This window comes from Amycolatopsis sp. NBC_01488 (assembly GCF_036227105.1).
Taxonomy (GTDB): Bacteria; Actinomycetota; Actinomycetes; order Mycobacteriales; family Pseudonocardiaceae; genus Amycolatopsis.
Genome location: NZ_CP109434.1, coordinates 1,091,068 through 1,115,000, shown reverse-complemented (window position 1 = coordinate 1,115,000; position 23,933 = coordinate 1,091,068). Strand labels below are relative to the sequence as shown.

26 protein-coding genes and 2 rRNA genes (1 of these 28 running past the window's edge) are annotated in these 23,933 nt (G+C 70.5%); 21 read left to right on the top strand and 7 right to left on the bottom strand.

Annotation, left to right across the window (positions count from 1 at the left end; translation table 11 throughout):
• Window positions 1-1,091, top strand: a 23S ribosomal RNA gene (locus OG738_RS05165); it begins 2,037 nt to the left of the window's first position.
• 82 nt (window positions 1,092-1,173) lie between these two features.
• Window positions 1,174-1,290 (top strand): 5S ribosomal RNA (rrf, locus tag OG738_RS05160).
• Window positions 1,291-1,376: 86 nt separating this feature from the next.
• Here rrf and OG738_RS05155 read toward each other — a convergent pair.
• A complete protein-coding gene (locus tag OG738_RS05155; RefSeq protein ID WP_329051644.1) occupies window positions 1,377-1,826 on the bottom strand; it encodes an Lrp/AsnC family transcriptional regulator in 450 nt (149 codons plus the stop codon).
• 111 nt (window positions 1,827-1,937) lie between these two features.
• Between OG738_RS05155 and OG738_RS05150 the strand changes: the two genes are divergently transcribed.
• From OG738_RS05150 to OG738_RS05125, 6 genes are all read left to right on the top strand, one after another.
• Window positions 1,938-2,366, top strand: a complete 429-nt coding sequence (locus OG738_RS05150) for a rhodanese-like domain-containing protein (RefSeq protein ID WP_329051641.1) — start codon at window positions 1,938-1,940, stop codon at window positions 2,364-2,366.
• Between the two features lie 15 nt (window positions 2,367-2,381).
• Window positions 2,382-3,131, top strand: coding sequence for a type 1 glutamine amidotransferase (locus OG738_RS05145; protein WP_329051639.1), 750 nt, complete (start codon window positions 2,382-2,384; stop codon window positions 3,129-3,131).
• A gap of 94 nt (window positions 3,132-3,225) precedes the next feature.
• Window positions 3,226-4,359 (top strand): inorganic phosphate transporter, encoded by a 1,134-nt coding sequence (locus OG738_RS05140; protein ID WP_329051637.1) that lies wholly within the window; start codon window positions 3,226-3,228, stop codon window positions 4,357-4,359.
• Window positions 4,360-4,389: 30 nt separating this feature from the next.
• Complete coding sequence (locus OG738_RS05135) at window positions 4,390-7,365, top strand: bifunctional [glutamine synthetase] adenylyltransferase/[glutamine synthetase]-adenylyl-L-tyrosine phosphorylase (RefSeq protein WP_329051634.1); 2,976 nt, start codon at window positions 4,390-4,392, stop codon at window positions 7,363-7,365.
• Window positions 7,366-7,380: 15 nt separating this feature from the next.
• Window positions 7,381-7,812 carry an acyl-CoA thioesterase gene (locus tag OG738_RS05130; RefSeq protein WP_329051633.1) on the top strand — a complete coding sequence of 144 codons (432 nt, stop codon included), beginning with the start codon at window positions 7,381-7,383 and terminating at the stop codon, window positions 7,810-7,812.
• Between the two features lie 28 nt (window positions 7,813-7,840).
• Window positions 7,841-8,359, top strand: coding sequence for a DinB family protein (locus tag OG738_RS05125; RefSeq protein WP_329051632.1), 519 nt, complete (start codon window positions 7,841-7,843; stop codon window positions 8,357-8,359).
• Here OG738_RS05125 and OG738_RS05120 read toward each other — a convergent pair.
• Window positions 8,356-8,811 carry an ArsI/CadI family heavy metal resistance metalloenzyme gene (locus tag OG738_RS05120; RefSeq protein ID WP_329051631.1) on the bottom strand — a complete coding sequence of 152 codons (456 nt, stop codon included), beginning with the start codon at window positions 8,809-8,811 and terminating at the stop codon, window positions 8,356-8,358. The two genes, OG738_RS05125 and OG738_RS05120, sit on opposite strands and share 4 nt — an antisense overlap.
• Before the next feature lie 70 nt (window positions 8,812-8,881).
• Here OG738_RS05120 and OG738_RS05115 point away from each other — a divergent pair, with 70 nt between their 5' ends.
• Genes OG738_RS05115 through OG738_RS05095 form a run of 5 tightly spaced genes read left to right on the top strand, consistent with a single transcriptional unit; the run spans window position 8,882 to window position 11,845 of the window.
• Window positions 8,882-9,244 carry a metalloregulator ArsR/SmtB family transcription factor gene (locus tag OG738_RS05115; RefSeq protein WP_329051630.1) on the top strand — a complete coding sequence of 121 codons (363 nt, stop codon included), beginning with the start codon at window positions 8,882-8,884 and terminating at the stop codon, window positions 9,242-9,244.
• Window positions 9,241-10,281 carry an ACR3 family arsenite efflux transporter gene (gene arsB, locus OG738_RS05110; RefSeq protein ID WP_329051628.1) on the top strand — a complete coding sequence of 347 codons (1,041 nt, stop codon included), beginning with the start codon at window positions 9,241-9,243 and terminating at the stop codon, window positions 10,279-10,281. The genes OG738_RS05115 and arsB overlap by 4 nt, the downstream gene beginning before the upstream one ends.
• Window positions 10,278-10,673, top strand: coding sequence for an arsenate reductase ArsC (locus OG738_RS05105; RefSeq protein WP_329051627.1), 396 nt, complete (start codon window positions 10,278-10,280; stop codon window positions 10,671-10,673). Before arsB ends, OG738_RS05105 begins: the two co-directional genes overlap by 4 nt.
• 45 nt (window positions 10,674-10,718) lie before the next feature.
• Window positions 10,719-11,051 (top strand): ArsR/SmtB family transcription factor, encoded by a 333-nt coding sequence (locus OG738_RS05100; RefSeq protein WP_329051625.1) that lies wholly within the window; start codon window positions 10,719-10,721, stop codon window positions 11,049-11,051.
• A complete protein-coding gene (locus tag OG738_RS05095) occupies window positions 11,048-11,845 on the top strand; it encodes a methyltransferase domain-containing protein (RefSeq protein WP_329051624.1) in 798 nt (265 codons plus the stop codon). The genes OG738_RS05100 and OG738_RS05095 overlap by 4 nt, the downstream gene beginning before the upstream one ends.
• 111 nt (window positions 11,846-11,956) lie before the next feature.
• Here OG738_RS05095 and glnA read toward each other — a convergent pair whose 3' ends face one another.
• Entirely contained in the window at window positions 11,957-13,381 is a 1,425-nt protein-coding gene (gene glnA / locus OG738_RS05090; protein WP_329051623.1) for a type I glutamate--ammonia ligase, read from the bottom strand.
• 270 nt (window positions 13,382-13,651) lie between these two features.
• Between glnA and OG738_RS05085 the strand changes: the two genes are divergently transcribed.
• Window positions 13,652-14,041, top strand: coding sequence for an RDD family protein (locus tag OG738_RS05085; RefSeq protein WP_329056560.1), 390 nt, complete (start codon window positions 13,652-13,654; stop codon window positions 14,039-14,041).
• Between the two features lie 49 nt (window positions 14,042-14,090).
• Here the strand turns inward: OG738_RS05085 and OG738_RS05080 are convergent, their stop codons facing one another.
• Entirely contained in the window at window positions 14,091-14,819 is a 729-nt protein-coding gene (locus OG738_RS05080) for a DUF4191 domain-containing protein (RefSeq protein WP_329051622.1), read from the bottom strand.
• 65 nt (window positions 14,820-14,884) lie between these two features.
• On the opposite strand from OG738_RS05080, the gene OG738_RS05075 reads away from it, so the two are divergent.
• The 6 genes from OG738_RS05075 to OG738_RS05050 all read left to right on the top strand — a co-directional run bounded on the left by OG738_RS05075 (window position 14,885) and on the right by OG738_RS05050 (window position 19,411).
• The gene (locus OG738_RS05075) at window positions 14,885-16,969 is read left to right on the top strand and encodes an ATP-dependent DNA helicase UvrD2 (protein ID WP_329051620.1); all 2,085 of its coding nucleotides are present in this window, start codon (window positions 14,885-14,887) and stop codon (window positions 16,967-16,969) included.
• 259 nt (window positions 16,970-17,228) lie between these two features.
• The gene (locus OG738_RS05070; RefSeq protein ID WP_329051619.1) at window positions 17,229-17,486 is read left to right on the top strand and encodes a hypothetical protein; all 258 of its coding nucleotides are present in this window, start codon (window positions 17,229-17,231) and stop codon (window positions 17,484-17,486) included.
• 150 nt (window positions 17,487-17,636) lie between these two features.
• Window positions 17,637-17,993 (top strand): WhiB family transcriptional regulator, encoded by a 357-nt coding sequence (locus OG738_RS05065; protein WP_329051617.1) that lies wholly within the window; start codon window positions 17,637-17,639, stop codon window positions 17,991-17,993.
• A complete protein-coding gene (locus OG738_RS05060; RefSeq protein WP_329051616.1) occupies window positions 17,990-18,247 on the top strand; it encodes a hypothetical protein in 258 nt (85 codons plus the stop codon). The genes OG738_RS05065 and OG738_RS05060 overlap by 4 nt, the downstream gene beginning before the upstream one ends.
• A gap of 109 nt (window positions 18,248-18,356) precedes the next feature.
• A complete protein-coding gene (locus OG738_RS05055) occupies window positions 18,357-19,229 on the top strand; it encodes a class I SAM-dependent methyltransferase (RefSeq protein WP_329051615.1) in 873 nt (290 codons plus the stop codon).
• Window positions 19,226-19,411, top strand: coding sequence for a hypothetical protein (locus OG738_RS05050; RefSeq protein WP_329051613.1), 186 nt, complete (start codon window positions 19,226-19,228; stop codon window positions 19,409-19,411). Before OG738_RS05055 ends, OG738_RS05050 begins: the two co-directional genes overlap by 4 nt.
• A 219-nt stretch (window positions 19,412-19,630) precedes the next feature.
• On the opposite strand, the gene OG738_RS05045 is transcribed toward OG738_RS05050, so the two are convergent.
• From OG738_RS05045 to OG738_RS05035, 3 genes are all read right to left on the bottom strand, one after another.
• A complete protein-coding gene (locus tag OG738_RS05045) occupies window positions 19,631-20,515 on the bottom strand; it encodes a hypothetical protein (RefSeq protein WP_329051611.1) in 885 nt (294 codons plus the stop codon).
• A gap of 162 nt (window positions 20,516-20,677) precedes the next feature.
• Window positions 20,678-22,018 (bottom strand): ABC1 kinase family protein, encoded by a 1,341-nt coding sequence (locus tag OG738_RS05040; RefSeq protein ID WP_329051609.1) that lies wholly within the window; start codon window positions 22,016-22,018, stop codon window positions 20,678-20,680.
• Window positions 22,019-22,078: 60 nt separating this feature from the next.
• Window positions 22,079-23,125 (bottom strand): hypothetical protein, encoded by a 1,047-nt coding sequence (locus tag OG738_RS05035; RefSeq protein WP_329051607.1) that lies wholly within the window; start codon window positions 23,123-23,125, stop codon window positions 22,079-22,081.
• A gap of 230 nt (window positions 23,126-23,355) precedes the next feature.
• On the opposite strand from OG738_RS05035, the gene OG738_RS05030 reads away from it, so the two are divergent.
• Entirely contained in the window at window positions 23,356-23,865 is a 510-nt protein-coding gene (locus OG738_RS05030) for a M48 metallopeptidase family protein (protein ID WP_329051606.1), read from the top strand.
• Window positions 23,866-23,933 lie beyond the last annotated feature (68 nt).

Sequence of the window (23,933 nt, the reverse complement as noted above, 5' to 3'; positions counted from 1 at the left end):
ATATGGACTGACGCCTGCCCGGTGCTGGAACGTTAAGAGGACCGGTTAACTCCCTTTGGGGGGTGAAGCTGAGAATTTAAGCGCCAGTAAACGGCGGTGGTAACTATAACCATCCTAAGGTAGCGAAATTCCTTGTCGGGTAAGTTCCGACCTGCACGAATGGCGTAACGACTTTCCGGCTGTCTCAACCACAGGCCCGGCGAAATTGCACTACGAGTAAAGATGCTCGTTACGCGCGGCAGGACGGAAAGACCCCGGGACCTTTACTATAGTTTGGTATTGGTTTTCGGTTCGGCTTGTGTAGGATAGGTGGGAGACTGTGAAGTGGTCACGCTAGTGGCTGTGGAGTCGTTGTTGAAATACCACTCTGGTCGAATTGGGAATCTGAACCTCGGGCCATGATCTGGTTCAGGGACAGTGCCTGATGGGTAGTTTAACTGGGGCGGTTGCCTCCTAAAGAGTAACGGAGGCGCCCAAAGGTTCCCTCAGCCTGGTTGGCAATCAGGTGTTGAGTGCAAGTGCACAAGGGAGCTTGACTGTGAGACAGACATGTCGAGCAGGGACGAAAGTCGGGACTAGTGATCCGGCACCTCCTGGTGGAAGGGGTGTCGCTCAACGGATAAAAGGTACCCCGGGGATAACAGGCTGATCTTGCCCAAGAGTCCATATCGACGGCATGGTTTGGCACCTCGATGTCGGCTCGTCGCATCCTGGGGCCGGAGTAGGTCCCAAGGGTTGGGCTGTTCGCCCATTAAAGCGGCACGCGAGCTGGGTTTAGAACGTCGTGAGACAGTTCGGTCCCTATCCGCCGCGCGCGTAGGATACTTGAGGAAGGCTGTCCCTAGTACGAGAGGACCGGGACGGACGAACCTCTGGTGTGCCAGTTGTCCCGCCAGGGGCATGGCTGGTTGGCCACGTTCGGAAGGGATAACCGCTGAAGGCATCTAAGCGGGAAGCCTGTTCCAAGATGAGGTATCCCACCCTTTGTGGGTTAAGGCCCCCAAGAGACCATTGGGTTGATAGGCCAGAGATGGAAGCACAGTAATGTGTTGTCGAGTTGACTGGTACTAATAGGCCGAGGACTTGCCTACGAAGGTGTTACGCATCCACTCTACGGTTCTGAAACACCACACGCTGCTCTAGGTTGGGCAGATGTGTTGTGTTTCGTAGTGTTTCGGTGGTTTTAGCGTCAGGGAAACGCCCGGTCCCATTCCGAACCCGGAAGCTAAGCCTGATAGCGCCGATGGTACTGCAGCCGAAGGGTTGTGGGAGAGTAGGACACCGCCGAACTTACGTTGGAGGAGGGCCTGGGCCCGGTTGAGACGAGAGTCTCCCGGCCCAGGCCGTTTTTCTTGTGCCCGCAGCCACTCGAGCCGTCAGACCGAGCGCGGCCGCGGCGCCGGCCGGCTGCGCAGCGGCGAGGACAGCACCAGCGACGTCGTCGTCTCGCCGTACCGCTGCACCTTCTCGACCAGCTCCTCCAGCTCCGCGGTGTCCCGGCACAGCACCCGCAGGATCCAGCACTCTTCGCCGGTGACGTGGTCCGCCGAGACGACCTGCGGCAACGGCAGCACCGCCGTCCGGAACCGCGGCGTGTCCAGGCTCCGGACGCGGGCGCGCACCATCGCCTCGATCGGCAGGCCCAGCTTCGTGGTGTCGACGCGAGCCGCGTAGCCCGTGATCACGCCGCGCTCCTCGAGCCGGCGCACCCGCTCCGTCACCGCCGAGCCGGACAGCGACACCCGGCGGCCCAGCTCCGAAAAGCTGAGCCGGCCGTCCTCCTGGAGGAGGTCCAGCAGGTGCCAGTCGACGTCGTCGAGGTCCACCGTGATTCTCCCGGGTGCGCAGGGGCCAGAACAGGGAAATCCCCGGCCGGACCGGGCTTCCGCCTCGATTCTGCCCTGTGCCCGGACCGCCGCCACCAGCAGGATTTACCCATGACCACCGCACGCACGCTCACCGTCCCGGCCCCGGCTCCGGAAGCCGCCACGAAGTACTTCGGCGCCGAACTCGCCTTCGAAGTCGACCCCGACGATCTCGTCCGTGACCTCGAAGCCGGCCACACCGACGGCTACGTGATCGTCGAGACGCGCGCCCCGGAAGCCTTCGAGGCGGCCCGCATCCCCGGCGCGATCAACCTCCCCTACCGCGACATGACGGCCGAGACCACCGCTCACCTCGACAGGCAGCTCGTTTACGTCTGCTACTGCGAGAGCATCCACTGCAACGCCGCCACCAAGGGCGCCCTCAAGCTCGCCCAGCTCGGCTTCCGGGTGAAACGGCTCTCCGGCGGCATCACCGCCTGGATCTCGGCCGGCTACCCCGTCGAGGGAGCCGCCACCCCCGGAATCCGCTGTGCCTGCTGACCTACCCTGAAAAGCGTGACACGACTGCTCATCATCCAGCCGGACGCGTCGGACCCGCTCGGCCCGTTCGGCGACTGGCTCACCGACGCCGGCGCGGAACTCGACGTCCGGCTGCCGCCGAAGGACGACCTGCCCGACGACGTCGACGGCTACCAGGGCGTCGTCTGCCTCGGCGGCGGCATGGCCGCGGAGGACGACGCGAAGCACCCGTGGCTCGCCGACGTCCGGCGGCTGCTGGCGAAAGCCGCGACGAAGAGGATCCCGACCCTGGGGATCTGCCTCGGCGCGCAGCTGCTGGCCGTCGCCACCGGGGGCCGCGTCGAGGTCGGGCGCGACGGGCCCGAGGTCGGTCCACACCTCGTCGCGAAGAAGGACGCGGCGTGGACCGACCCGCTCTTCGCCGACCTGCCGCTCATGCAGGACGTCCTGCAGTTCCACAACGACGCGATCACCCGGCTCCCGCCCGGCGCCGAGCTGCTGGCGTCCGCGCCGCGCTACGCGCACCAGGCTTTCCGGATCAACCGGTGTGTCTACGGTGTCCAGTTCCACATCGAGACGACGCCCGCCATCGTCGAGAGCTGGGCCGCCGACGAGCCCGAGATGGCGGAATTCGCCCGTCCGGGCTCACTCGAGCACGATGCGCTGGTCACCGTGCACGCCGACATCGAGGAAACGTGGCGCCCGTTCGCGCAGCGGTTCGTCCGGTTGGCGTCCGGGGAACTCGAGACCGCCGCCGACAGTCAACGCTCGTTACCGTTGGCTTAACGGCGAGGGTCACGATAAGCAACGGCCTGTTAACACCAGGCGTCACCCTTCAGGTACCTTGCGGGAGGAGTCCCACAAGGGTTCGGAGGTCGGGGTGGAACCCTCGTTGCTGGTCGTGCTCGTCGTCGTCACGGCCCTGGTATTCGATTTCACGAACGGGTTCCACGACACCGCGAACTCGATGGCGACGTCGATCGCGACCGGTGCGCTCAAGCCTCGCGTCGCCGTCGCGATCTCGGCGGTGCTGAACCTGGTCGGCGCGTTCCTGTCGGTGGAGGTCGCCAAGACGATCTCCAGCGGCCTGGTGGACGACACGAAGATCGGCCCGTCGATCGTCTTCGGCGGGCTGATCGGCGCGATCGTCTGGAACCTCGTGACGTGGTTCGTCGGGTTGCCGTCGAGCTCGTCGCACGCCCTGTTCGGCGGCCTGATCGGCGCCACCTGGGTGTCGGCGGGCGCCGATTCGGTCCACTTCGGAAAGATCGTCGAGAAGGTTCTCGTCCCGGCCGCCGCGAGCCCGGTGATCGCCGGCGTCGTCGCGATGGTCGTGACGTACCTCGTCTACCGCTTCCTGGTCCGCAACCGCCCGGCCACGCGCGGGTTCAAGGTCGGCCAGGTCGTCTCGGCGTCGCTCGTGTCGCTCGCCCACGGCACCAACGACGCGCAGAAGACGATGGGCGTCATCACGCTCACGCTCGTCAGCGCGGGCAGCCTGCCGGCCGGTGCGTCGCCACCCGTCTGGGTGATCATCAGCGCCGCTTGTGCCCTCGCGCTCGGTACCTACCTCGGCGGCTGGCGCATCACGCACACCCTCGGCAAGGGCCTGACCGACATCGAAGGCCCGCAGGGCTTCGCCGCCCAGACGAGCTCGGCGCTGGTCATCCTGGTCTCGTCGCGGCTGGGCTTCCCCCTGTCGACGACGCACGTGTGCTCCGGCGGGATCGTCGGCTCCGGCGTCGGCCGCCGCGAGGCGCCGGTGCGGTGGCGGATGGCGGGCCGGATGGTCGTCGCGTGGCTGTTCACGCTGCCCGCCGCCGCGATCGTCGGCGCGATCTCGGGCAAGATCGCCTCGCTCGGCGCCGCTGGCACAGTCGCCGTCGGCGTCGTCGGCATCGGGGTGGGGGCCGGGATCTGGCTGCTTTCCCGTCGCCACCCCGTCACCGCGCACAGCTTCCAGGTGCCCGAGCCGACGCCCGCGGAAACCGAACCGGGCCGGCTCGCCGCCTGATCGCGGGCACCCGGGATACGGTGGTCCGTGATGGCAGACCGCGCGCGAACGACCGCTTCGGCGGCGAGGTACGGCTTCACGGATTCCCGTGCCGAGGGTCAGTTGCGCGCGGCCGGCTGGTGGGCCGACGCCGGCCCGGTCGAGGCCGCCGCCGACGTCCTCGCGGCGCTGTCCCGCACCGCCGACCCGGACCTCGCGCTGCGCGGGATCGACCGGATCCGCGAGGCCGACGCCGGCGAGTGGACCCGGCTCGAAGGGCAGCTGCGCGCCCACCGCACGTTCCGCGGCCGTCTCCTCAGCGTGCTCGGGACGTCGAGTGCGCTCGCCGACTTCCTCGCCGCGAACCCCGGGCAGTGGCAGTCGCTCACCGGCGACAAGTGCACCGACTCCGCCTGCTACCGGGAAGCCCTCCGCGCGTCGCTCGTGCGTGACGACGGTTCGGTGCTCACCAGGACCGAAGCCGAGCAGGCTCTCAAGGTCGCCTACCGCGGGCAGCTGCTCGGCATCGCCGCCGCGGACCTGGGTCACCTCGTCGAGGAGGGGCTCGAGCACCCGCACTACGCCGAGGTCGCGGCGCAGCTGACCGAGCTGGCCGAAGCAGCGCTCGCCGCCGGGCTCGTCGTCGCCGAAGCCGAGGTCGGCGCGTCGGCCGAGGGCTGCCTGTCGATCGTCGCCATGGGCAAGTGCGGCGGCCGGGAGCTCAACTACGTCAGCGACGTCGACGTCATCTTCGTCGGCGCCGACGACCTCGGTGTCGCGACGCGGCTGGCCAGCACGATGATGCGGGTCGTCGACAAGGCGTGCTTCGAGGTCGATGCCGCGCTGCGCCCCGAAGGCAAGGCCGGCGCGCTGGTCCGCACTCTCGAAAGCCACCACGGCTACTACCAGAAGTGGGCCAAGACCTGGGAGTTCCAGGCGCTGCTCAAGGCGCGCCCGGTGGCGGGCGACGCCGAGCTGGGGCAGCAGTACGCCGAGATGGTCGCGCCGCTGGTGTGGTCGGCGGCCGACCGGGACAACTTCGTCGGCGAGGTGCAGCAGATGCGCCGGCGCGTCGAGGGGCACGTGCCGTCCGAGCACGCCGAACGCGAGCTCAAGCTGGGCCGCGGCGGGCTGCGGGACGTCGAGTTCGCCGTGCAGCTGCTGCAGTTGGTGCACGGCCGCGTGGACGCCGACCTGCGCTCGCCGTCCACGATGGACGCGCTCGCCGCGCTCGGCGAAGGCGGCTACGTCGGCCGCCAGGACGCGGCCGAGCTGGGCGCGTCGTACGAGTTCCTGCGGATGATCGAACACCGGCTCCAGCTGCGGCGGCTGCGCCGCACCCACCTGTTCCCGGCGACCTCGGACACCGCCGAGCTGCGCATCATCGCCCGCGCCAGCGGCATCAAGGCGAGCGGCGGCAAGAGCCAGGGCGAGGCCTTGCTGGCGGAATTCCGCAAGCACGCCAAGGGAGTTCGGCGCCTGCACGAGAAGATCTTCTACCGGCCGCTGCTGCAGTCCGTCGCGAACGTGCCGACCGAGGCGCTGCGCCTGACCACCAAGCAGGCCGCCAGCCGGCTGGCCGCGCTCGGCTACACGGCGCCTGATGGCGCGCTCCAGCACATCAAGGCCCTCACCTCCGGTGTCTCGCGGCGCGCCGCGATCCAGCAGGCGCTGTTGCCGGTGCTGCTCGACCTCCTGGCCGACACGCCCGACCCCGACGGCGGGCTGCTCTCGTACCGGAAGGTGTCCGAGGCGCTCGAAGACACGCCGTGGTACCTGCGGGTGCTGCGCGACGAGGGCACGGTCGTGGAGAACCTGGCGGCGCTGCTCGGGACGTCCCGGCTGGTGCCGGACCTGCTCGTGCGCGCGCCCGAAGTGCTGCGGCTGCTCGGCGACCCGGCCCGGCTGCTGGGCCGCACGCCCGCCGAGGTGGCGACTTCGCTGCGGGCCGCAGTCCGGCGTCAGCCCGGGTTGAACGCCGCCGTCGCCGCCGCGCGTTCGCTGCGACGCCACGAGATGTTGCGGATCGCGTGCGCCGACCTGCTCGGCCTGCTCGACGTGCCCGCGGTGTGCGAAGCGCTGTCCAGCGTCTGGGTCGCGGTGCTGCAGGGTGCGCTGGCCGCGGCGTTCCGCCAGCGCCAGGCGGAGCTGGGTCGCACGCCCGCGCGCATCGCCGTGATCGGGATGGGCCGCCTCGGCGGCGCCGAACTCGGCTACGGCTCCGACGCCGACGTCCTCTTCGTGTGCGAACCGTCCGAAGGTGTCTCGGACGCCGACGCGGTGAAGTTCGCGTCGTCGGTGGCCGAAACCGTCCGGAAGATGCTGGGCGCGCCGAGCTCGGACCCGGCTCTGGAGGTCGACGCGGACCTGCGGCCGGAGGGGCGGAGCGGGCCGCTGGTGCGGACGCTGGAGTCGTACCGCGCGTACTACGCGCGCTGGGGCGAGGTGTGGGAGGCGCAGGCGCTGCTGCGCGCCCGGTTCGTCGCGGGCGACGACGATTTGGGCGAGCGCTTCATCGCGATGATCGACCCGATCCGCTACCCCGAACTCGGCTTGGACGCGACGAAGGCGCGCGAGATCCGCCGCATCAAGGCGCGGGTGGAGACCGAGCGCATGCCCCGCGGCGCCGACCCGACGCGCCACACGAAACTCGGCCGCGGCGGCCTCGCCGACGTCGAGTGGACCGTCCAGCTGCTGCAGTTGCAGCACGCGCACTCGGTGCCAGGCCTGCGGACGACGTCGACGCTGGACGCGCTGGTCTGCCTGCCGGAAGCGGGGCTGGCTTCGCAGTCCGAAGCGGACTCGCTGCGCGAGGCGTGGCTACTGGCGACGCGGGTGCGCAACGCGGGAATGCTGGTGCGCGGCAAGGCGGTCGACGAGGTCCCGGGCTCGGGCCGCGACCTGGCGGCGGTGGCCCGCGTCCTGGGGCAGACCGCCGCCGACGACCCGGGCGAGTTCCTGGACACGTACCGCCGCATCACCCGCCGGGCGCACACGGTGGTGGAAAAGCTGTTCTACGCGGCCTGACCTACAGTGGGGTGCGTGACTGAGCGCGAGCCGTTCCGGATCCGGATCAAGGTCCGGCACTACGAGCTGGACACCCTGGGCCACCTCAACCACGCCGTCTACCACTCGTACGGCGAAGTGTCCCGCCTGGAGCTGCTCGAGGCAGCGGGAGTGCTCGACGGGTTCCACGGCGTGGCGTCGGTGCTGCTGGAGACGCACGTGGTGTTCCGCCGCGAGCTGCGCGCGGGCGACGAGGTCGACGTGACGTGCGACGTCAAGTTCGGCAGCGGCAAGACGTTCTCGATGGACTCGAACATCTACAAGACGGACGGAACGCTCGCCGCGGAGATCACCTGCACGCTCGGGATGATGGACCTGGAGCTGCGGAAGCTGGTGGCGGACCCGCGGGGCCGGTTCGAGGCCGCGGGCGCGGACCTGAAGCTGCTGTCGACCACGGAAGGCGACTGACCCCGCCGAGTCGTGGGACACTGCGGGGGTGGACAAAGCCGCCGTTCACGACGACCTGGACCGGGCGCGCAGGGCGTTCCACGAGCTGCTCGACGGGGCGCGTGAGAACGACCTGCGCGGCCGGTCCGCGGGCACCCGGTGGACCAACCGGCAGCTGCTCTTCCACATGCTGCTGGGCTATCTGATCGTCCGCGCGCTGCTGCGGCTGGTGCGGCTGTTCGATCGGCTGCCGACCGGCGTGAGCCGCCGCTTCGCGCGGCTGCTCGACGCCGGAACGGTGCCGTTCGACGCGGTCAACTTCGCCGGTTCCTGGCTGGGTGGCACGGTGCTGCCACGGCGGTGGATGCTCTCGCTGTTCGACCGCACGGTCGCGGCGCTGCACCGCCGCCTGGACCGCGAATCGGACGCCGACCTGGCCAGGGGCATGCACTACCCGACCCGGTGGGACCCGTTCTTCGCCGACTACATGACCTTGGCCGACGTCTACCGCTTCCCGACCCGCCACTTCGACTTCCACCGGCGGCAGCTGACCTTGCCCGCCGGCTAGGAGCAGCAGCCCGCGGGCCGCGCGGCTTCGTCGTCCGATGTGCAGCAGGTCGCCGGGGTGGCCGCGCTGTCGGTGCCGTAGGTCGGGGAGTCGGCCTTGACCGTGTAGACCTCCCACGGTTCCCGGCCGGGACCGTGCACCCACACCTTGTCCTGCACGGCGTAGCAGCAGGTGGTGTCGTCTTCGGTCAACGTCGCCAGGCCCTCGCCGGTGAGGCGCTCGGACGCCGCGCTGACCTCGTCGGTCGAGCCGACCTCGACGCCGAGGTGGTCCAAGACCGTGGCCTGGCCCGGCTCGCCCTCCAGCAGCACGAGCTTGAGCGCGGGTTCGGCGATGGCGAAGTTGGCGTAGCCGGGCCGGAGCTTGGCCGGCTCGGTGCCGAACAGCTTCGAGTAGAAGTCGATCGAGCCTTCGAGGTCCCCGACCCGTAGCGCGAGCTGTACGCGTGCCATCCCGTCCTCCTTGAATAGATGTTTGTCTAAGTAGATTGCCCACTGGATAGATGGATGTCAAGATAGAGGCATGTCGAAACAGCTCCCGATCGTCGCGCTGGACGCCTGCTGCTCGCCGTTGGCCCGCGACCCGCTGAGCGAGGACCAGGCGATCGAGCTGGCGAAGCTGTTCAAGGCGATGGCCGACCCGGTCCGGTTGCGGCTGCTGTCGCTGATCGCGTCCCACGCGGGCGGCGAAGCGTGCGTGTGCGACCTGACCGACGCGTTCGACCTGACCGGCCCGACCATCTCCCACCACCTGAAGGTGCTGCGCGAATCCGGCCTGATCACCGGCGAGCGTCGCGGGACGTGGGTGTACTACCGCGTCCACCCCGAGGTGCTGGCCCGGCTCTCGGCCGTGCTCGTCCCCGGCGACGCGATCGTCCAGGCATGACGAAGCTGTCCGTGGTGGACCGGCTGTTGCCGGTCTGGATCGCGGCCGCGATGGTGGCCGGGCTGCTCGCCGGACGCGGGATCCCGGGCCTGAACACCGCGTTGTCCGCGGTCGCGGTCGACGGGATCTCGTTGCCCATCGCGCTCGGGCTGCTGGTGATGATGTACCCGGTGCTGGCGAAGGTCCGCTACGACCGGCTCGGCACGGTCACCCGCGACCGGCGGCTGCTGTGGCCGTCGCTGGTGCTGAACTGGCTGATCGGCCCGGCGCTGATGTTCGCACTGGCCTGGCTGCTGCTGCCCGACCTGCCGGAGTACCGGACCGGGCTGATCATCGTCGGGCTCGCCCGCTGCATCGCCATGGTCGTCATCTGGAACGACCTCGCGTGCGGCGACCGGGAAGCCGCCGCGGTGCTGGTGGCGCTGAACTCGGTGTTCCAGGTCGTCGCGTTCGGGCTCCTGGGATGGTTCTACCTCTCGGTCCTGCCCGGCTGGCTCGGCCTCCCGCAAGCCGGCCTCGCGGTGTCCGGGTGGCAGATCGCCAAGAGCGTGCTGATCTTCCTCGGCATCCCCCTGGTCGCCGGCTACCTCACGCGCCGTCTCGGCGAACGCGCCAAGGGCCGCGACTGGTACGAGACGCGGTTCCTGCCGAAGATCGGCCCGGTCGCGCTCTACGGGCTGCTGTTCACGATCGTGATCCTCTTCGCCTTGCAGGGCGACCAGATCACCGCTCGGCCGTTGGACGTCGTCCGCATCGCCGTGCCGCTGCTGGTCTACTTCGGACTGATGTGGGCCGGGTCGTACGCCTTCGGCAAGGCGGTCGGCCTGTCCTACGAGCGCACCACGACGTTGGCGTTCACCGCCGCGGGCAACAACTTCGAGCTCGCCATCGCCGTGGCGATCGCGACGTTCGGCGCGACCAGCGGGCAGGCGCTGGCCGGGGTCGTCGGCCCGCTGATCGAGGTCCCGGTGCTGGTCGCGCTGGTCTACGTGTCCCTGGCGCTGCGCCGCCGTTCCCCGCTGGAGGTCCACCCGTGAGCACCCCGGAAGTCCTGTTCGTCTGCGTCCACAACGCCGGACGCTCGCAGATGGCCGCCGCGCTGCTGCACCACCACGGCGAGGGGCGCGTCACCGTCCGTTCGGCCGGCTCGACTCCGGCGAGCGAAGTCAACCCGGCGGTCGTCGCGGTGATGGCCGAGCTCGGCATCGACGTCTCCCGAGAGTTCCCCAAGCGCCTGACGACCGACGCGGTCGAGGCCGCCGACGTCGTGATCACCATGGGGTGCGGCGACGCCTGCCCGGTCTTCCCGGGCAAGCGTTACCTCGACTGGCAGCTCGACGACCCGGCCGGCCTGCCGCTCGAACGGGTCCGCCCGATCCGCGACGAGATCGACCGCCGCGTCCGGGAACTGCTCGCCGAGCTGGTCTGACCCCCCTTCATCGTCTATCGTCGATGGACGATGAAAGGGGTTGTCATGCTGGACCGTGCCACCGCCGAGACCTACGCCGGCTGGTTCCGGGCGCTCGCCGACCCGACCCGCGTGCAGATCCTGAACCTGCTGGCCGCCACCGGCCGTCCGATGCCGGTCGGGGAGGTCGTCGAGCGGGTCAGCGTCAGCCAGTCGACGGTGTCGGCGCACCTCAAGGTCCTCACCGAAGCCAGGTTCGTGCTCGTCGAACCGCGCGGGACCGCGCGGCTCTACCGGGTCAACGAGCGCTGCGTGTCGTGCTTCCCGACCGCCGCCGACGTCGTCATGGGCCGCGGTGTCCGGCAGTTCGCGGACGTCTCCTGCGAGGCCGTCCGATGAACCCCGACCGCGACGCCGTCCGCGCCCGCTACGCCACCGCGGCCCGGCGGGCCCTCGACGGCCGGGCCACCGAAAGCCCGGCTTCCGTTCACTACGCGGGGGAGGCGGTCCCGGCGGAGGTCGTCGCGACGAGTCTCGGCTGCGGCAACCCGCTCGCCGTCGCCGACCTGCGGCCCGGCGAAACCGTGCTCGACCTGGGCTCGGGCGGCGGTCTCGACGTCCTGCTGTCGGCCCGCCGCGTCGGCTCGGCCGGGCGAGCGATCGGCCTCGACATGACCGACGAAATGCTGACCCTCGCCCGGCGCCACGCGGAACAGGCCGGCGTGACCAACGCGGAGTTCGTCAAGGGCACGATCGAGCGGATTCCCCTGCCGGACGCGTCGGTCGACGTCGTCATCTCCAACTGCGTGATCGTCCTGTCGGCCGACAAGCAGGCGGTGTTCGCGGAGATCGCCCGCGTCCTGCGTCCCGGCGGCCGCCTCGGCGTCACCGACATCCTGGCGGACGACAGCCTGACGGAAGCGGAGCGGAAAACCCGGGCGGCGGAGTGCCTCGGCGGCGCACTCACGGCGGACGACTACCGGAGCCTCCTGCGCGACGCGGGCTTCGTCGACGTCGAAGTCCGGCTCACGCACAAGACCAACGAGAAGCTGCATCCGGCGATCATCCGCGCGGTCGCGCCCGCCGTCGTGCCGATGCTGCCCGTGCACGCGGACGAAGTCCTGTCGATCGGCGGGCTTCCGCGACGTCCGCATCCGCACCCGCATCGGCCGCCATCACGGCCGCTGGCGTGACGTGGTCATGGTCGAGCGCCGCAGCGGCAAGGTGGGCACAAAGTGATCGGGACGGCGGCCGGGGTGTTCCCCACGGCCGCCGTCCCGGGTCAGGGTGGGCTCAATGCCCGATCACACGTCGTAGTAAAGGGCGAACTCGTACGGGTGCGGGCGCAGGCGCAGCGGGTCGATCTCGTTCTCGCGCTTGTACGAGATCCACGTCTCGATCACGTCCGGCGTGAAGACGCCGCCCTCGAGCAGGTACTCGTGGTCCGCTTCCAGCGTGTCCAGCACCGTGCCCAGGTCGCCCGGGACGAGCTTGACGTCCTTGGCCTCCTCGGGCGGGAGCTCGTAGAGGTCCTTGTCGATGGGCTCCGGCGGCTCGATCTTGTTCTTGATGCCGTCGAGGCCGGCCATCATCATCGCCGAGAAGGCCAGGTACGGGTTGCCCGACGAGTCCGGGCAGCGGAACTCGGCGCGCTTGGCCTTCGGGTTGTTGCCCGTGATCGGGATGCGGACGCAGGCCGAGCGGTTGCGCTGCGAGTAGACCAGCGAAACCGGCGCCTCGAAGCCCGGGACCAGGCGGTGGTAGGAGTTCACCGTCGGGTTCGTGAAGGCCAGCAGGCTCGGCGCGTGCTTGAGCAGGCCGCCGATGTAGTGGCGCGCGGTGTCCGACAGGCCGGCGTAGCCCGACTCGTCGTGGAACAGCGGCTGGCCGTCCTTCCACAGCGACTGGTGGCAGTGCATCCCCGAGCCGTTGTCGCCGGCGAGCGGCTTCGGCATGAACGTCGCCGTCTTGCCCGCCGCGAACACCGTGTTCTTCACGATGTACTTGAACAGCTGCAGGTCGTCGGCGGCGTGCAGCAGCGTGTTGAACTTGTAGTTGATCTCGGTCTGGCCGGCGGTGCCCACCTCGTGGTGCGCGCGCTCGATCTCGAAACCGGAGTTCGTCAGGTTGCGGACGATGTCGTCGCGCAGGTCGGCGAAGTGGTCGACCGGCGGGACGGGAAAGTAGCCGCCCTTGAACTTCGTCTTGTAGCCCTGGTTGCCGCCGACCTCGTCGGCGCCGGTGTTCCACCAGCCCTCGATCGAGTCGATCTCGTGGAACGAGGCGTGCTCGGCGGAGTCGAAGCGGACCGAGTCGAAGATGTAGAACTCGGCTTCGGGGCCGAAGTACACGTTGTCGGCGACGCCGTACTCGGAGATGTACTGCTCGGCCTTGCGCGCGATGTTGCGCGGGTCGCGGCTGTACGCCTCACGGGTGAACGGGTCGTGCACGAAGAAGTTGAGGGCAAGAGTCTTCGCCTTGCGGAACGGGTCGATCCGCGCGGTCGCCGCGTCCGGGAGGAGCAGCATGTCGGACTCGTGGATGGACTGGAAGCCGCGCACCGAGCTGCCGTCGAACGCGAGACCCTCTTCGAAAGCCTCTTCGGTGAAGGCCTTCGCGGGGACCGTGAAGTGCTGCATCACGCCGGGCAGGTCGCAGAACTGGACGTCGACTACCTCGACGTCCTCGTCGGCGATGAGGCGCTGGATGTCGTCTGGAGTAGTGGGCACCCTCGGTGACTCCTTCTCGTTCGAGCTCGTACGGCAGTGCTCTCTTCGGCTCACGCTAAGAGGGCGGTGTTGCCCGACCGTCACCCGTATGTTTCGCGGGTGTTAACGGGTGGGTGGATACCGGCTATCCGACCAGGGCGGATGTGGTCCGCGCCACCGGCATACCCTGGATGGGTGGCGAGATGGACCGGTGAATGGCTGCCCGGCACCGGCGAGGGCCGGCAGGACGTTGATCAGCACGAGTCGCGCTGGCCGGGTGAGAAGTTCGGTTTGCCCGAATCGGGCGTGGGCTCGGCGGCGACCGGGGGTGCACGGCTGCTCGGGCTGGTCGTCGACCTCGTCGTCGCGGCCCTGGTCACGGCCATCTTCCTGCACCCGAACCTGCAGGACCCGGTGGCGATGCAGAACTTCAACCTCTGGTCCGGCGGGGTCTGGGCGATCATCTCGGTCGTGTCCGCAGGCTTCTTCGGGTTCACCCCCGGGATGGGCGTCGCCGGCATCCGCGTCGCCCGGCTCGACGGCGCCGCGCTGGTCGGCCCGCCACGCGCCCTGGTCCGCGCGGTGCTGACGTTCGTGATCATCCCGGCGGCGGTCCGCAACGCCGACGGCCGCAGCTGGCTGGACCGGCTGACCGGCACCGTCGTCATCCGGATGCGCTGAACGAGAAAGGCCCCGGCCGAGCCGGACGGGGCCTTCGTCGTCTCGGGGCTCAGCGACGGCGGATCGTGCGCTGGACGTTGCGCATCTTCGCGCCGGCCGGCATCGGGCCCTTCGGCATCGCCGCGCCGCGGTTGCCGAGCGCGGCCAGCTTCGCCTCCAGCGCGTCGACCTGGGCCGGCTTGAGGTTGCGCGGCAGCTTCATCAGGAAGCCCTGGAGCTTCTTCAGCGGGATCTGGCCCTCTTCGTGGCCGATCGTCACGTCGTAGATCGGGGTGTCACCGACCAGCCGGGAGACGCGCTTCTTCTCCTGGGCGAGCAGCGTCTTGACGCGGTGCTGCGCGCCCTCGGCGACGAGCACCACGCCCGGGCCGCCCAGCACGCGGTGCACGGCGTCGAGCTGCGTCGTCGCGGCGACGGTCGGCGTCACCTTCCACTTGCCGCGCAGGTTCTCCAGCGCCCACGCCGCGGCGCCGGGCTGACCGTCGGCCTTCGAGTAGACCGTCTTCTGGACGCGACGGCCGAAGATGATCATGGCGAGCAGGGCGCCGAGGACCAGCCCCAGCGGCAGCAGCGCCCACTGCGCGTTGAAGAAGAACCCGATCCCGAACAAGACGCCCGCGACGACGACGATCGACCCGGCCATCCACGGGATGAGCCACGGGTCTTCCTTGCGCTGCATCTTGAAGGCCTCGAAGAGCTGGCCACGGCGTGCCTTGCTCGCCGCGCGCTTCTCCTTCTTGGCCTGCTTGGCCGCTTCCTTGTCCTGCTGTCCCGCCATCTGTCCAGGATACGGCCGCGTGCCCCTGCCCCGATTCCCCGTCCCCCTCTGCGAGGATGCCGGACGTGACCGGCGTACTTTCCCCCCAGAGCCTGAACCGCCTGCTCGATGGTCTCGACCCCGAGCAGCGCGCCGCCGCCAGCGCCCCGCGGGGGCCGGTCTGCGTGCTCGCCGGAGCCGGCACGGGCAAGACCCGCACGATCACCCACCGGATCGCCCACCTCATCCGCTCCGGGCACGTTTCCGCTGGTCAGGTCCTCGCCGTCACGTTCACGACGCGTGCTGCCGGGGAGATGCGGACGCGGCTGCGCGGCCTCGGCGTCGAAGCCGCGCAGGCGCTGACGTTCCACGCCGCCGCCCGCCGCCAGCTGCGCTACTTCTGGCCGCGCGTGGTCGGCGACCGGCCGTGGGACCTGCTGGACAACAAGCTGCGCTTCGTCGGCCAGGCCGCGAACCGGGCCAAGCTCGGCACCGAGGTCGAGGTCCTGCGCGACCTGGCGAGCGAGATCGAGTGGGCGAAGGCGTCGCTGGTCAGCCCGGACGACTACCCGGCCGTCACGGCGCGCGCCCAGCGGGACATCCCGGCGCCGGCGGCGCAGATCGCGCAGGTGTACCGCACCTACGAAGAACTGAAGAACGCCGCGCAGGTGCTCGACTTCGACGACCTCCTGCTGCACACGACCGCGGTCCTGGAGGAGCACGGCGTCGTCGCCGAGGAGTTCCGCGACCGCTACCGGTGCTTCGTCGTCGACGAGTACCAGGACGTCACGCCGCTGCAGCAGCGCCTGCTCGACGCGTGGCTCGGCGGCCGCGACGACCTGACCGTCGTCGGCGACGCCAACCAGACCATCTACTCCTTCGGCGGCGCGTCGCCGCGGTCGCTGCTGGAGTTCACGCGGCGCTACCCGGAGGCGACCGTCGTCCGGCTCGAGCGCGACTACCGGTCGACGCCCGAGGTGGTCTCGCTGGCGAACCGGGTCATCGGCGCCGCGCGGGGACGGCCGGCGGGTTCGCGGCTGAAGCTGATCGGCCAGCGGCCGTCGGGCCCGGAGCCGCGCTTCGCCGAGTTCGACGACGAGGCGGTCGAGGCCGAGGCCGTCGCCCGGCGGGTGCGCGAGCTGCTGGACGGCGGCGTCGCGGCGAGCGAGATCGCCGTGCTGTACCGGGTGAACGCGCAGTCGGAGGCGTACGAGTCGGCGCTGGCCGAGGCTGGCATCCCGTACCTGGTCCGCGGCGGCGAGCGGTTCTTCAACCGGACGGAGGTCCGGCAGGCGATGTCGGCGCTGCGCGCCGCGAGCGGTGACGTCAGCTCCGACCTGGTCACGACGGTGCGATCGGTGCTCGCCCGCGTCGGGCTGACCGAGTCGCCGCCGGCGGGCGGCGCCGCGAAGGAGCGGTGGGACGCGCTGCTGGCGATCGTCGAACTGGCCGAAGAGCTGGCCTCGACGGTCGAGGACGCGGACCTGCCGCGCTTCAACGCCGAGCTCGACCAGCGCGCCGCGGCCCAGCACCCGCCGACGGTCGAGGGCGTGACGCTGGCGTCGCTGCACGCGGCGAAGGGCCTGGAGTGGGACGCGGTGTTCCTCGTCGGCCTCGCCGAGGGGACGATGCCGATCCTCCACGCGGGCGACGACGAAGCGGCCATCGAGGAGGAGCGGCGGCTGTTCTACGTCGGCGTGACGCGGGCCCGCGAGCACCTGTGGCTCTCGTGGGCGCTGGCCCGCACGCCGGGCGGGCGGCGCAACCGGCGGCGCAGCCGGTTCCTGTACGGCCTGATCCCGGAGGACCACCCGGCGGCCAGGGCCGCTCGGTCGCAGCAGAAGCCGTCGACGCCGGTCAAGACGCGCTGCCGCGTCTGCGGCGGCCCGCTGCTGGAGACCCTCGAGGTCAAGCTGGGCCGCTGCGGGAAGTGCCCGTCCACAGTGGATGAGGGCCTGCTGGAGCGCCTGAAGTCCTGGCGCGGCGACCGGGCCAGGGAGCTGAAGGTGCCGGCGTTCGTCGTGTTCACCGACGCGACGCTGATGGCCATCGCCGAGCAGCGCCCGCTGGACGAGGCGGCGCTGGTGTCGATCTCGGGGATCGGGGCGACGAAGCTCGAGCGGTTCGGCGCGGAGATCCTCGGCGTGGTCCGGGCGTCGGCCGAGTCGTGACGGGCCGGCCGCGTCATCCGTGCGGCAGTGGCGCGGCGATGCGGTGTTGACCGCGTCCGAGCCATGATCGACGCGGCGAACCCGCTGCTCAGAGGCGATCTTCGTATCTTCGAGGATTTTCCCGTTAATTGAGTTGCCCCGGTGTGGTGGGGGGCAATAACCTGCCAGTACCGAGCCCGAAGGGCTCGGCTGGGGATCCACGTGACGCAGCGCCGTTCGGCGGCCGCATGTGCAGAGTACAGAAGGAGGTGCCGGTGAAATGATCAACACCATGTCGCTCACGAACCCGGGCACCCGTCTGTCCTGCGCCGCGGAAGTTGCGGCTGCTCAGCGCCCGGGCACCGGTGTGTCCGTGAGCGCGCACGAGATCCGTGGCATGCGTCGCGTCGAGCGGCGTTGGGCCACCGGTGACGTCGTCTTCGGGACGCAGGGCGTTCTCGCCGCGTACCCGCAGGCCGATCTGCCGACCATCAAGCAGTTCCGTGTTCCGTCGTCGATACGGGAGCGAAGTTCCTGACCTAGTCAGGACTAGAGGCTCACGAAGGCCGCGGAACCGGAAAACCCGGATCCGCGGCCTTCGTGTTTTTGGCTGCACAACCCAAGAGGACCAGCATTGCCCAGCTCCATCTCCCAACCGAAAACCCGTACGACACAAGGAGGAACTGCCATGTCTTCGGCCATCGCCTACACCTCGGGTGAGGCAATATTCGCCGACCTGCTCGACCCCATCGCCGTGCCGGACGCGGCTCTGCCCTGCCGCTCGGGCGACGCGGACCTGTGGTTCGCCGAGTCCCCGGCCGAGCTCGAGCGCGCGAAGGCGCAGTGCGCCGACTGCCCGGTGCGCGAGGCCTGCCTGGCGGGCGCACTGGCTCGTCGCGAGCCGTGGGGCGTCTGGGGCGGCGAGATCTTCGAGCGCGGCGTCGTGATCGCGCGCAAGCGGCCGCGTGGCCGCCCGCGCAAGAACGCTGTCGTCGAGCCCGCCGCGGCCAAGGCCGGCGGCGATCACCGGAGCGCCGCCGCATGAGCGTCGAACCGGTCACCACGAAGGACCACGAAGCGCGGATGTGCCGTCCGCACCTGCAGTTGACGAAGACCGAGATCGAGGAGATCAGCGAGATGTTGCTTTACGAAGAACTGTCCCGGGCCCGAATACGGGATCTGGAAGAGGGGGTCCGCGCCCAGCGGGCCCGAGGTAGCGCGCGTGCCGTCCGCCGCTGGACGCGAGTAGCCCGATGGGCGGCTCGCCGGGCGGAGCGGTACGAGCTGGACCAGAACTGAGCGCAGGCCCCTGCCGCCCCTTCGGGCGGCGGGGGCTTTCGTGCTGGTCGGAAGTGCCTTCCGGGCGTGGCCGACGGGTTCGTCGGCCTGCCCGGTGTTGAATGGGGTGATGTCCGCACACACCCACGACGACATCGACTGGGCGGACCGGCTCGCTCAGCTGCGCATGGCCGACGCGCTCGATGCCGAAGCACTCGCGCCCGTCGCACGGCGGTTGCTCGCCCGGCTCCCCGGGCGGCCGACCCTGCTCGACGTCGGGTGTGGGGCAGGCGGGATGAGCGTGCTCTTCGCGCGTGAGCTTTCCCGCGGCGAAGGTGGCACCGTCGTCCTGCTCGATGCCACGCCCGCACTGCTGGCCGAGGCGCGGCGGGCCGTTGCCGAAGCCGCTGGTGAGAACGTCGAGGTCGTCGGTGTGCACGGCGACCTCGCCGATCCGCGCTTGGCCGAGCGGGTGCCCGGTGTCCATCTTGTGTGGGCCTCCGGCGTCGTGCACCACGTCGGTGACCAGCAGGCAGCCCTGCGTGCCCTTGCCGGACTGGTGCGGCCCGGTGGGGTGCTCGCCATCGGCGAGGGCGGGCTCGAAATGCGATGCCTCCCGTGGGACGTCGGAGTGGGACGGCCCGGCCTGGAGCATCGGCTCCTCGCCGCGCGGGCCGAGTGGTTCGCCGGGATGCGGGCCGGGCTTCCGGGCAGCGTCGCGATGCCCTACGGCTGGCCACGCGCCCTCCGCGAGGCCGGGCTGGCGGACGTCGAGTCCTTCGGTGCGCTCATCGATCACCCCATGCCCGGTTCGGACTTGCTGCGCGAGTACGTCGTGCATCGCGTCGGCTGGCTCGCCGAGTCGGCCGGGGAGCGGCTCGACGCGGCTGATCGCGAGGCGGTCGCCGCGTTGACCGATCCGGACGGCCCGGACTTCCTCGGCCACCGCGACGACCTGTTCCTGTTCGGCGCCAAGGCGATCCACTGTGGACGGTTGCGGTGAGCGCCCCGGAGCCGGTCGTGTGCACGCGTTGCGGGCGTACCCGCGGCGCCGACGGGGACCCGTCCACGGCACTCGCTTGGGTGTCCAGCCGCGAGCGCGGCGTGGTGCGGTGGCTGTGCCCGGACTGCGCGCGGCAGCACGTACGCGACATCGAGGGCAAGCTGCCCGACGAGTACTGGTGATCGGACCGCACTTCTGATGGCCCACGACGGCGCTGATGGCGAGCTTCCGCGCGGCCTTGGTGGCTGAGCCGGTCTGATCACACCACGGATGTGCGGGTGTCGTGGACAGGTATGTCCTTCGGACTGGGTCGCGCGGCCTTGGTGAACGGGATGGCTTGGCGCCCACGGCAGCACGGGATGCCGGTAACGGCGCGCGGCTCGGCTCGGGGCAAGTGGCGCTCATGCTGCGTCGCCTATCGGGGTCATCGGGACGGCTCGGACCCTTGGGCGTGGCGTTCGGGCTGCCTCGCCGAAGGCCAGGGCCAGCTCTTGGGCCACCTCGCGAGGGACCTGGCGCAGCTGGCGGACCGTGCAGCGGACCAGGACTATGCCCGTCGCTGCGAGGGCGAGGTGGGAGAAGCCACCCGTTGCCGGGCCGCAGCGGTATTGCCAGGCCAGGCCGATCTCGTCCCACCACGCGTCCGCCTCGCCGATGCGGCGGCCGCGGCGGTCGCAGATCGTCACGTCCCAGGTCGGGGGTGGGAGGCGTGCCGTCTCCAGGACCTGCACGGCCAGGCCGTGGGCCTGGATCGGGCCCTCCTCCAGCTCGTGGAGCACCTTGCGGACCGCCGCCGTGCCGCGTTGGGGGCCCTCGGCCAGCTCCGTCAGCAGCTCCTGGCGGTCGCACAGGCCCCAGTAGAGCGGGAGAGTCAGCAGGTGGCGGATGCGCGCCGGGTCCGGCTCGGACCTCGCCAGATCGAGCGCCGCCCGGGACGGCGGTGCGAACGGCAGCCCGTCGACCACCACCGGTGCCGGCATCCGGGCCGTGCGGGCCGCGGTGACGCCGTCGCACGAAGCCAGCCGGCAGTACCCAGGCACCAGCAGCCGGATCTCGCCGTCCGCCGGGCACTTCACGCCGTGGGCCCGCAGCGCGTCGGCGCCCGTGATCACCACCCTCGGCCCGTACCGCACCAGCGCGGCGTGCAGCAGCTGCTGCCGCGTCGGAGCGCTGTTGCGCAGCAGGACGACACCGGGGTGCAGGCGGCGCCACGGCCCGCCGGGGCCGCAGAGCCGCCGGATTCTTCGGTCGGACACTCCGGCCCTGCGTAACTGTTCGAGGTTCATCACCTCGCACGAGCCGGGGTTACTGAGTGCCAGTGGATCGGTGCATTGAGTAGCGGTCATGCACCGAGCATGGCGGCTCGGCCAACCGGGTGGAACCCCGTCCCGCGCAGCTGTGGACAACTCGCCGGAATCCGCCCGTTCGCGCCCCGGCCTGTGGACAACTCAGGCGGCGAATCCGGGCTGCCAGCGCTCGACGATGCCGCGTGCCGGGATCTCCGCGTCGAGCTGGCAGAGGATGCCCGTCGACCCGGCCGTCACCCGGTGGATCATCAGGTACTCGGGCGGCAGGTTGAGCGACCGGCCGACCCGGAAGTCGTTGCCGCGGCTGTCGCCGACGCGCCACGCCTGTTTCTGCATCCACTTGCGCGTGAAGTGGAACACCGGCTTCGCCAGCGGCTCGGTGAACGGCGCCAGGTACGCGAGCACCTCGTCCGCGGTCAGGTCGCTGTCGGTGCGGATGAACCGGTTCTCCCGCAGCAGCCGCATCAGCTCGGCGGACTCGCCGTCGAGGGCCAGCCGCGTCATTTCGCCCAGGTGGCGCGGGATGCCGTCGGGTAGCCGGGCCACGCCGCCGAAGTCGATGACGCACAGCCGGTCGTCCTCGGTGATCATGAAGTTGCCCGGGTGCGGGTCCGAGTGCAGCAGGTGGACGCGCTCCGGCGACGAGTAGTGGAACTCCGTCAGCAGCCGGCCTGCCAGGTTCCGGGTCTCGCGGTCGCCGTCCGCGATGACCTTCGACAACGGCGTGCCGGTCACCCACTCCGTCACCACGACCTTCGGCGCGCTGGCCACCACGCGTGGCACGAGGATGCCGGGATCGCCGTCGAACGCCTTCGCGAAGGCGCGCTGGTGCTGCGCCTCGCCCTGGTAGTCGAGCTCCTCGTTCATCCGCTCGGCGAGTTCGGCCAGCAGCGGCTTGACCTCGGTGCCGGGCACGAACGCCTGGAACAGCCGGCTGAACCGCTGCAGCTGCCGCAGGTCGCTGCGCAACGCCTCGTCGGCCCCCGGGTACTGGACCTTGACCGCGACCTCGCGGCCGTCGTGCCAGACCGCGCGGTGCACCTGGCCGATGCTCGCGGCCGCCGCCGGCTCGTCGTCGAACGAGGCGAACCGGCTGCTCCAGGTGCGGCCCAACTGCTCGGCGAGCACGCGGTGGGTCTGGCGGGCCGCCATCGGCGGCGCCGCGGCCTGCAGCTTCGTCAGCGCCTCGCGGTACGGCTTCGCCATGTCGTCCGGCACTGCCGCCTCGAACACGCTCAGCGCCTGGCCGAACTTCATCGCCCCGCCCTTGAGCGTGCCGAGCACCTCGAACAGCTGCTCGGCGGCTTTCGCCGAGAGCGTCGCGTTGACCTGCTCCGCGCTCTGCCCCGCCAGCCGCTTGCCCCACCCGCCGACCGCCCGCCCGGCGATCCCGAGCGGCAGACTGGCGAGCTTGGCGGTACGGGCAGCACCCTTGCGCGGCATCGCGGTGTCACGATCGCCTGGGTCGCGGAAGTCGGTCACCTCCGCAATTCTGCCTTGCGACCTCGGCGGCGCGCAGCCTGCTCACGACGTCTTAGTGGCCTACGTCTCCTGTTGCGGCGCTGGAGCGCCACAGCCGCAGCGCGGGTGCGGGGGCCAGCCGCGGTGGCGGATGCGGCCGTCGAAGGCGTCGATCTCCAGGGTCGCGTTCCACGTCGGCGGTGCCGGCCCGGCGGGGGAGAGCAGCCGCATGGCCTGGGCGACGGCCAGCGACGCGCAGGCGTGCACGGCGCCGAGGTCGGGCCGCTGGTGCCGGCCCGTCAGCTGGCCGGCGACGCGCGGCCAGCACGGGTCGAGGTCGGTCCGGTGCAGGTCGGCGCAGCGCAGGCACGAGCTGCGGCCCGGCACGACCAGCGGCCCGACGATGGCCGTGCCGTCCCGGACGCGGACGAGCAGGTGCGGGACGCCGTCCGTCATCAGCTCGGCGACGACCTCCGGCGCCGGGACGACGGCGTCGGTGAGCAGGGCCAGTTCGGGGTACCGGTCGTGCAGGCGAGTGACGCGCACGTCGGCGTCGACGCGGCGGAGCAGGTCGCCGAGGGCCTGCCGCCGGGGCCGGCCCAGGTCGGCTTCGGTGAAGCCGGTGCCGAGGTCGTGCTCGGTGACCGTGCCGGGCAACTGCAGCTCGACGTGCCCGACCCCGGCGTTGGCCAGCAGCACGGCGACCGCGACCGCCACCCGGCCGTCGCCGTGCACCGTGACCGCGGTGGCGCGCCGCCGGTCGCTCAGGGCCCTCTGGTGGTGACGTGCGCGCAGGGACCAGAGGCCGGTTTCGCCGCGGAGACCCGGGCCCTCCGGGCTCCCCGCGTCGGTGACCAGGCCGAGCGCGGTCAGCTGCCGCAGCAGCGTCCGCAGCTGGTCGCGGTGTTCGCTCTCGGCGAGCAGGATCCGTTCGACGGGCTTGCTGCCGTCGAGTTTCCGCAGCCGCGCGACGAGTCCGGGTGGCAGGCCTTCGACGATCACGCCGTGGCGCGGGTCGAGCCCGATCTGGATCTCGCGCGGGCCGCGTTCGAGCACCGTGATGCCCGGGAGCAGGGCGGGATGGGCCGGCAGGAGCACCGGAGGCATGTCCGCGGTGGAGAGGAGCATGTCCGCAGGATGGCATCCGGCGGCGTCGATCGAGCCCGGGAAGGCGCCGGATCGGCCGAGTTGTCCACAAGGAAAGAGGGCTGTGGACAACTCGGCTCTGTGACCTCAATGCGCTCGGAGTTGTCGGTGCCGGGCCTTACCGTTGTCGGGTGGTCGAAGCACGCATGCCCTCGCTGAGAGGCCCGGGGGAAACGAACCCCCCGTCGGACACACCTGGACACAAGGTCGAAGTGCGGCGCAGCCAGCGCCGGCACCGGACGGTCACCGCGTACTGGAAGGACGACACGCTGGTCGTGCTCATCCCCGCGCGGATGACCAGGGCGGAGGAAAAACACTGGGTCGCCGAGATGGAGCGCAAGCTGCAGCGCTCGGAACCACGCCGGCCGGCGTCCCCGAAGACGTCGGACGACGCCCTGCTGGCGCGGTGCGCGCTGCTGTCGGGCAAGTACCTGGGCGGCACCGCGGTGCCGGCGAGCGTCCGCTGGGTGCCGCCGATGCGCACGCGGTGGGCGTCCTGCACGCCGGTCGACGCGACCATCCGGGTCAGCGACCGGCTGCGGAAGGTACCGCCCTGGGTGCTCGATTACGTGCTGGTGCACGAGCTGGCGCACCTGCGCGAGCCCGGGCACGACCCGGCGTTCTGGGCGTTGGTGCGCCGGTACCCGAAGACGGAACGCGCGATGGGATTCCTGGAAGGACTGTCGGCCGCCGCCGGGTGGGGGATCGACACCGAGGACTGAGCGGGTGATGCGGCCGGGGCGACCTGCGGTTTGCGGGTCGCCCCGGTCGCGGAGGGGTTCGGGCCGGG

Coding starts and splice junctions, on each gene's coding strand:
- OG738_RS05150 (WP_329051641.1), top strand. CDS start 1,938: ATGACCACCGCACGCACGCTCACCGTCCCGGCCCCGGCTCCGGAAGCC.
- OG738_RS05135 (WP_329051634.1), top strand. CDS start 4,390: ATGGCAGACCGCGCGCGAACGACCGCTTCGGCGGCGAGGTACGGCTTC.
- OG738_RS05120 (WP_329051631.1), bottom strand. CDS start 8,811: ATGGCACGCGTACAGCTCGCGCTACGGGTCGGGGACCTCGAAGGCTCG.
- OG738_RS05115 (WP_329051630.1), top strand. CDS start 8,882: ATGTCGAAACAGCTCCCGATCGTCGCGCTGGACGCCTGCTGCTCGCCG.
- arsB (WP_329051628.1), top strand. CDS start 9,241: ATGACGAAGCTGTCCGTGGTGGACCGGCTGTTGCCGGTCTGGATCGCG.
- OG738_RS05100 (WP_329051625.1), top strand. CDS start 10,719: ATGCTGGACCGTGCCACCGCCGAGACCTACGCCGGCTGGTTCCGGGCG.
- OG738_RS05095 (WP_329051624.1), top strand. CDS start 11,048: ATGAACCCCGACCGCGACGCCGTCCGCGCCCGCTACGCCACCGCGGCC.
- OG738_RS05080 (WP_329051622.1), bottom strand. CDS start 14,819: ATGGCGGGACAGCAGGACAAGGAAGCGGCCAAGCAGGCCAAGAAGGAG.
- OG738_RS05070 (WP_329051619.1), top strand. CDS start 17,229: ATGATCAACACCATGTCGCTCACGAACCCGGGCACCCGTCTGTCCTGC.
- OG738_RS05065 (WP_329051617.1), top strand. CDS start 17,637: ATGTCTTCGGCCATCGCCTACACCTCGGGTGAGGCAATATTCGCCGAC.
- OG738_RS05060 (WP_329051616.1), top strand. CDS start 17,990: ATGAGCGTCGAACCGGTCACCACGAAGGACCACGAAGCGCGGATGTGC.
- OG738_RS05055 (WP_329051615.1), top strand. CDS start 18,357: ATGTCCGCACACACCCACGACGACATCGACTGGGCGGACCGGCTCGCT.
- OG738_RS05045 (WP_329051611.1), bottom strand. CDS start 20,515: ATGAACCTCGAACAGTTACGCAGGGCCGGAGTGTCCGACCGAAGAATC.
- OG738_RS05035 (WP_329051607.1), bottom strand. CDS start 23,125: ATGCTCCTCTCCACCGCGGACATGCCTCCGGTGCTCCTGCCGGCCCAT.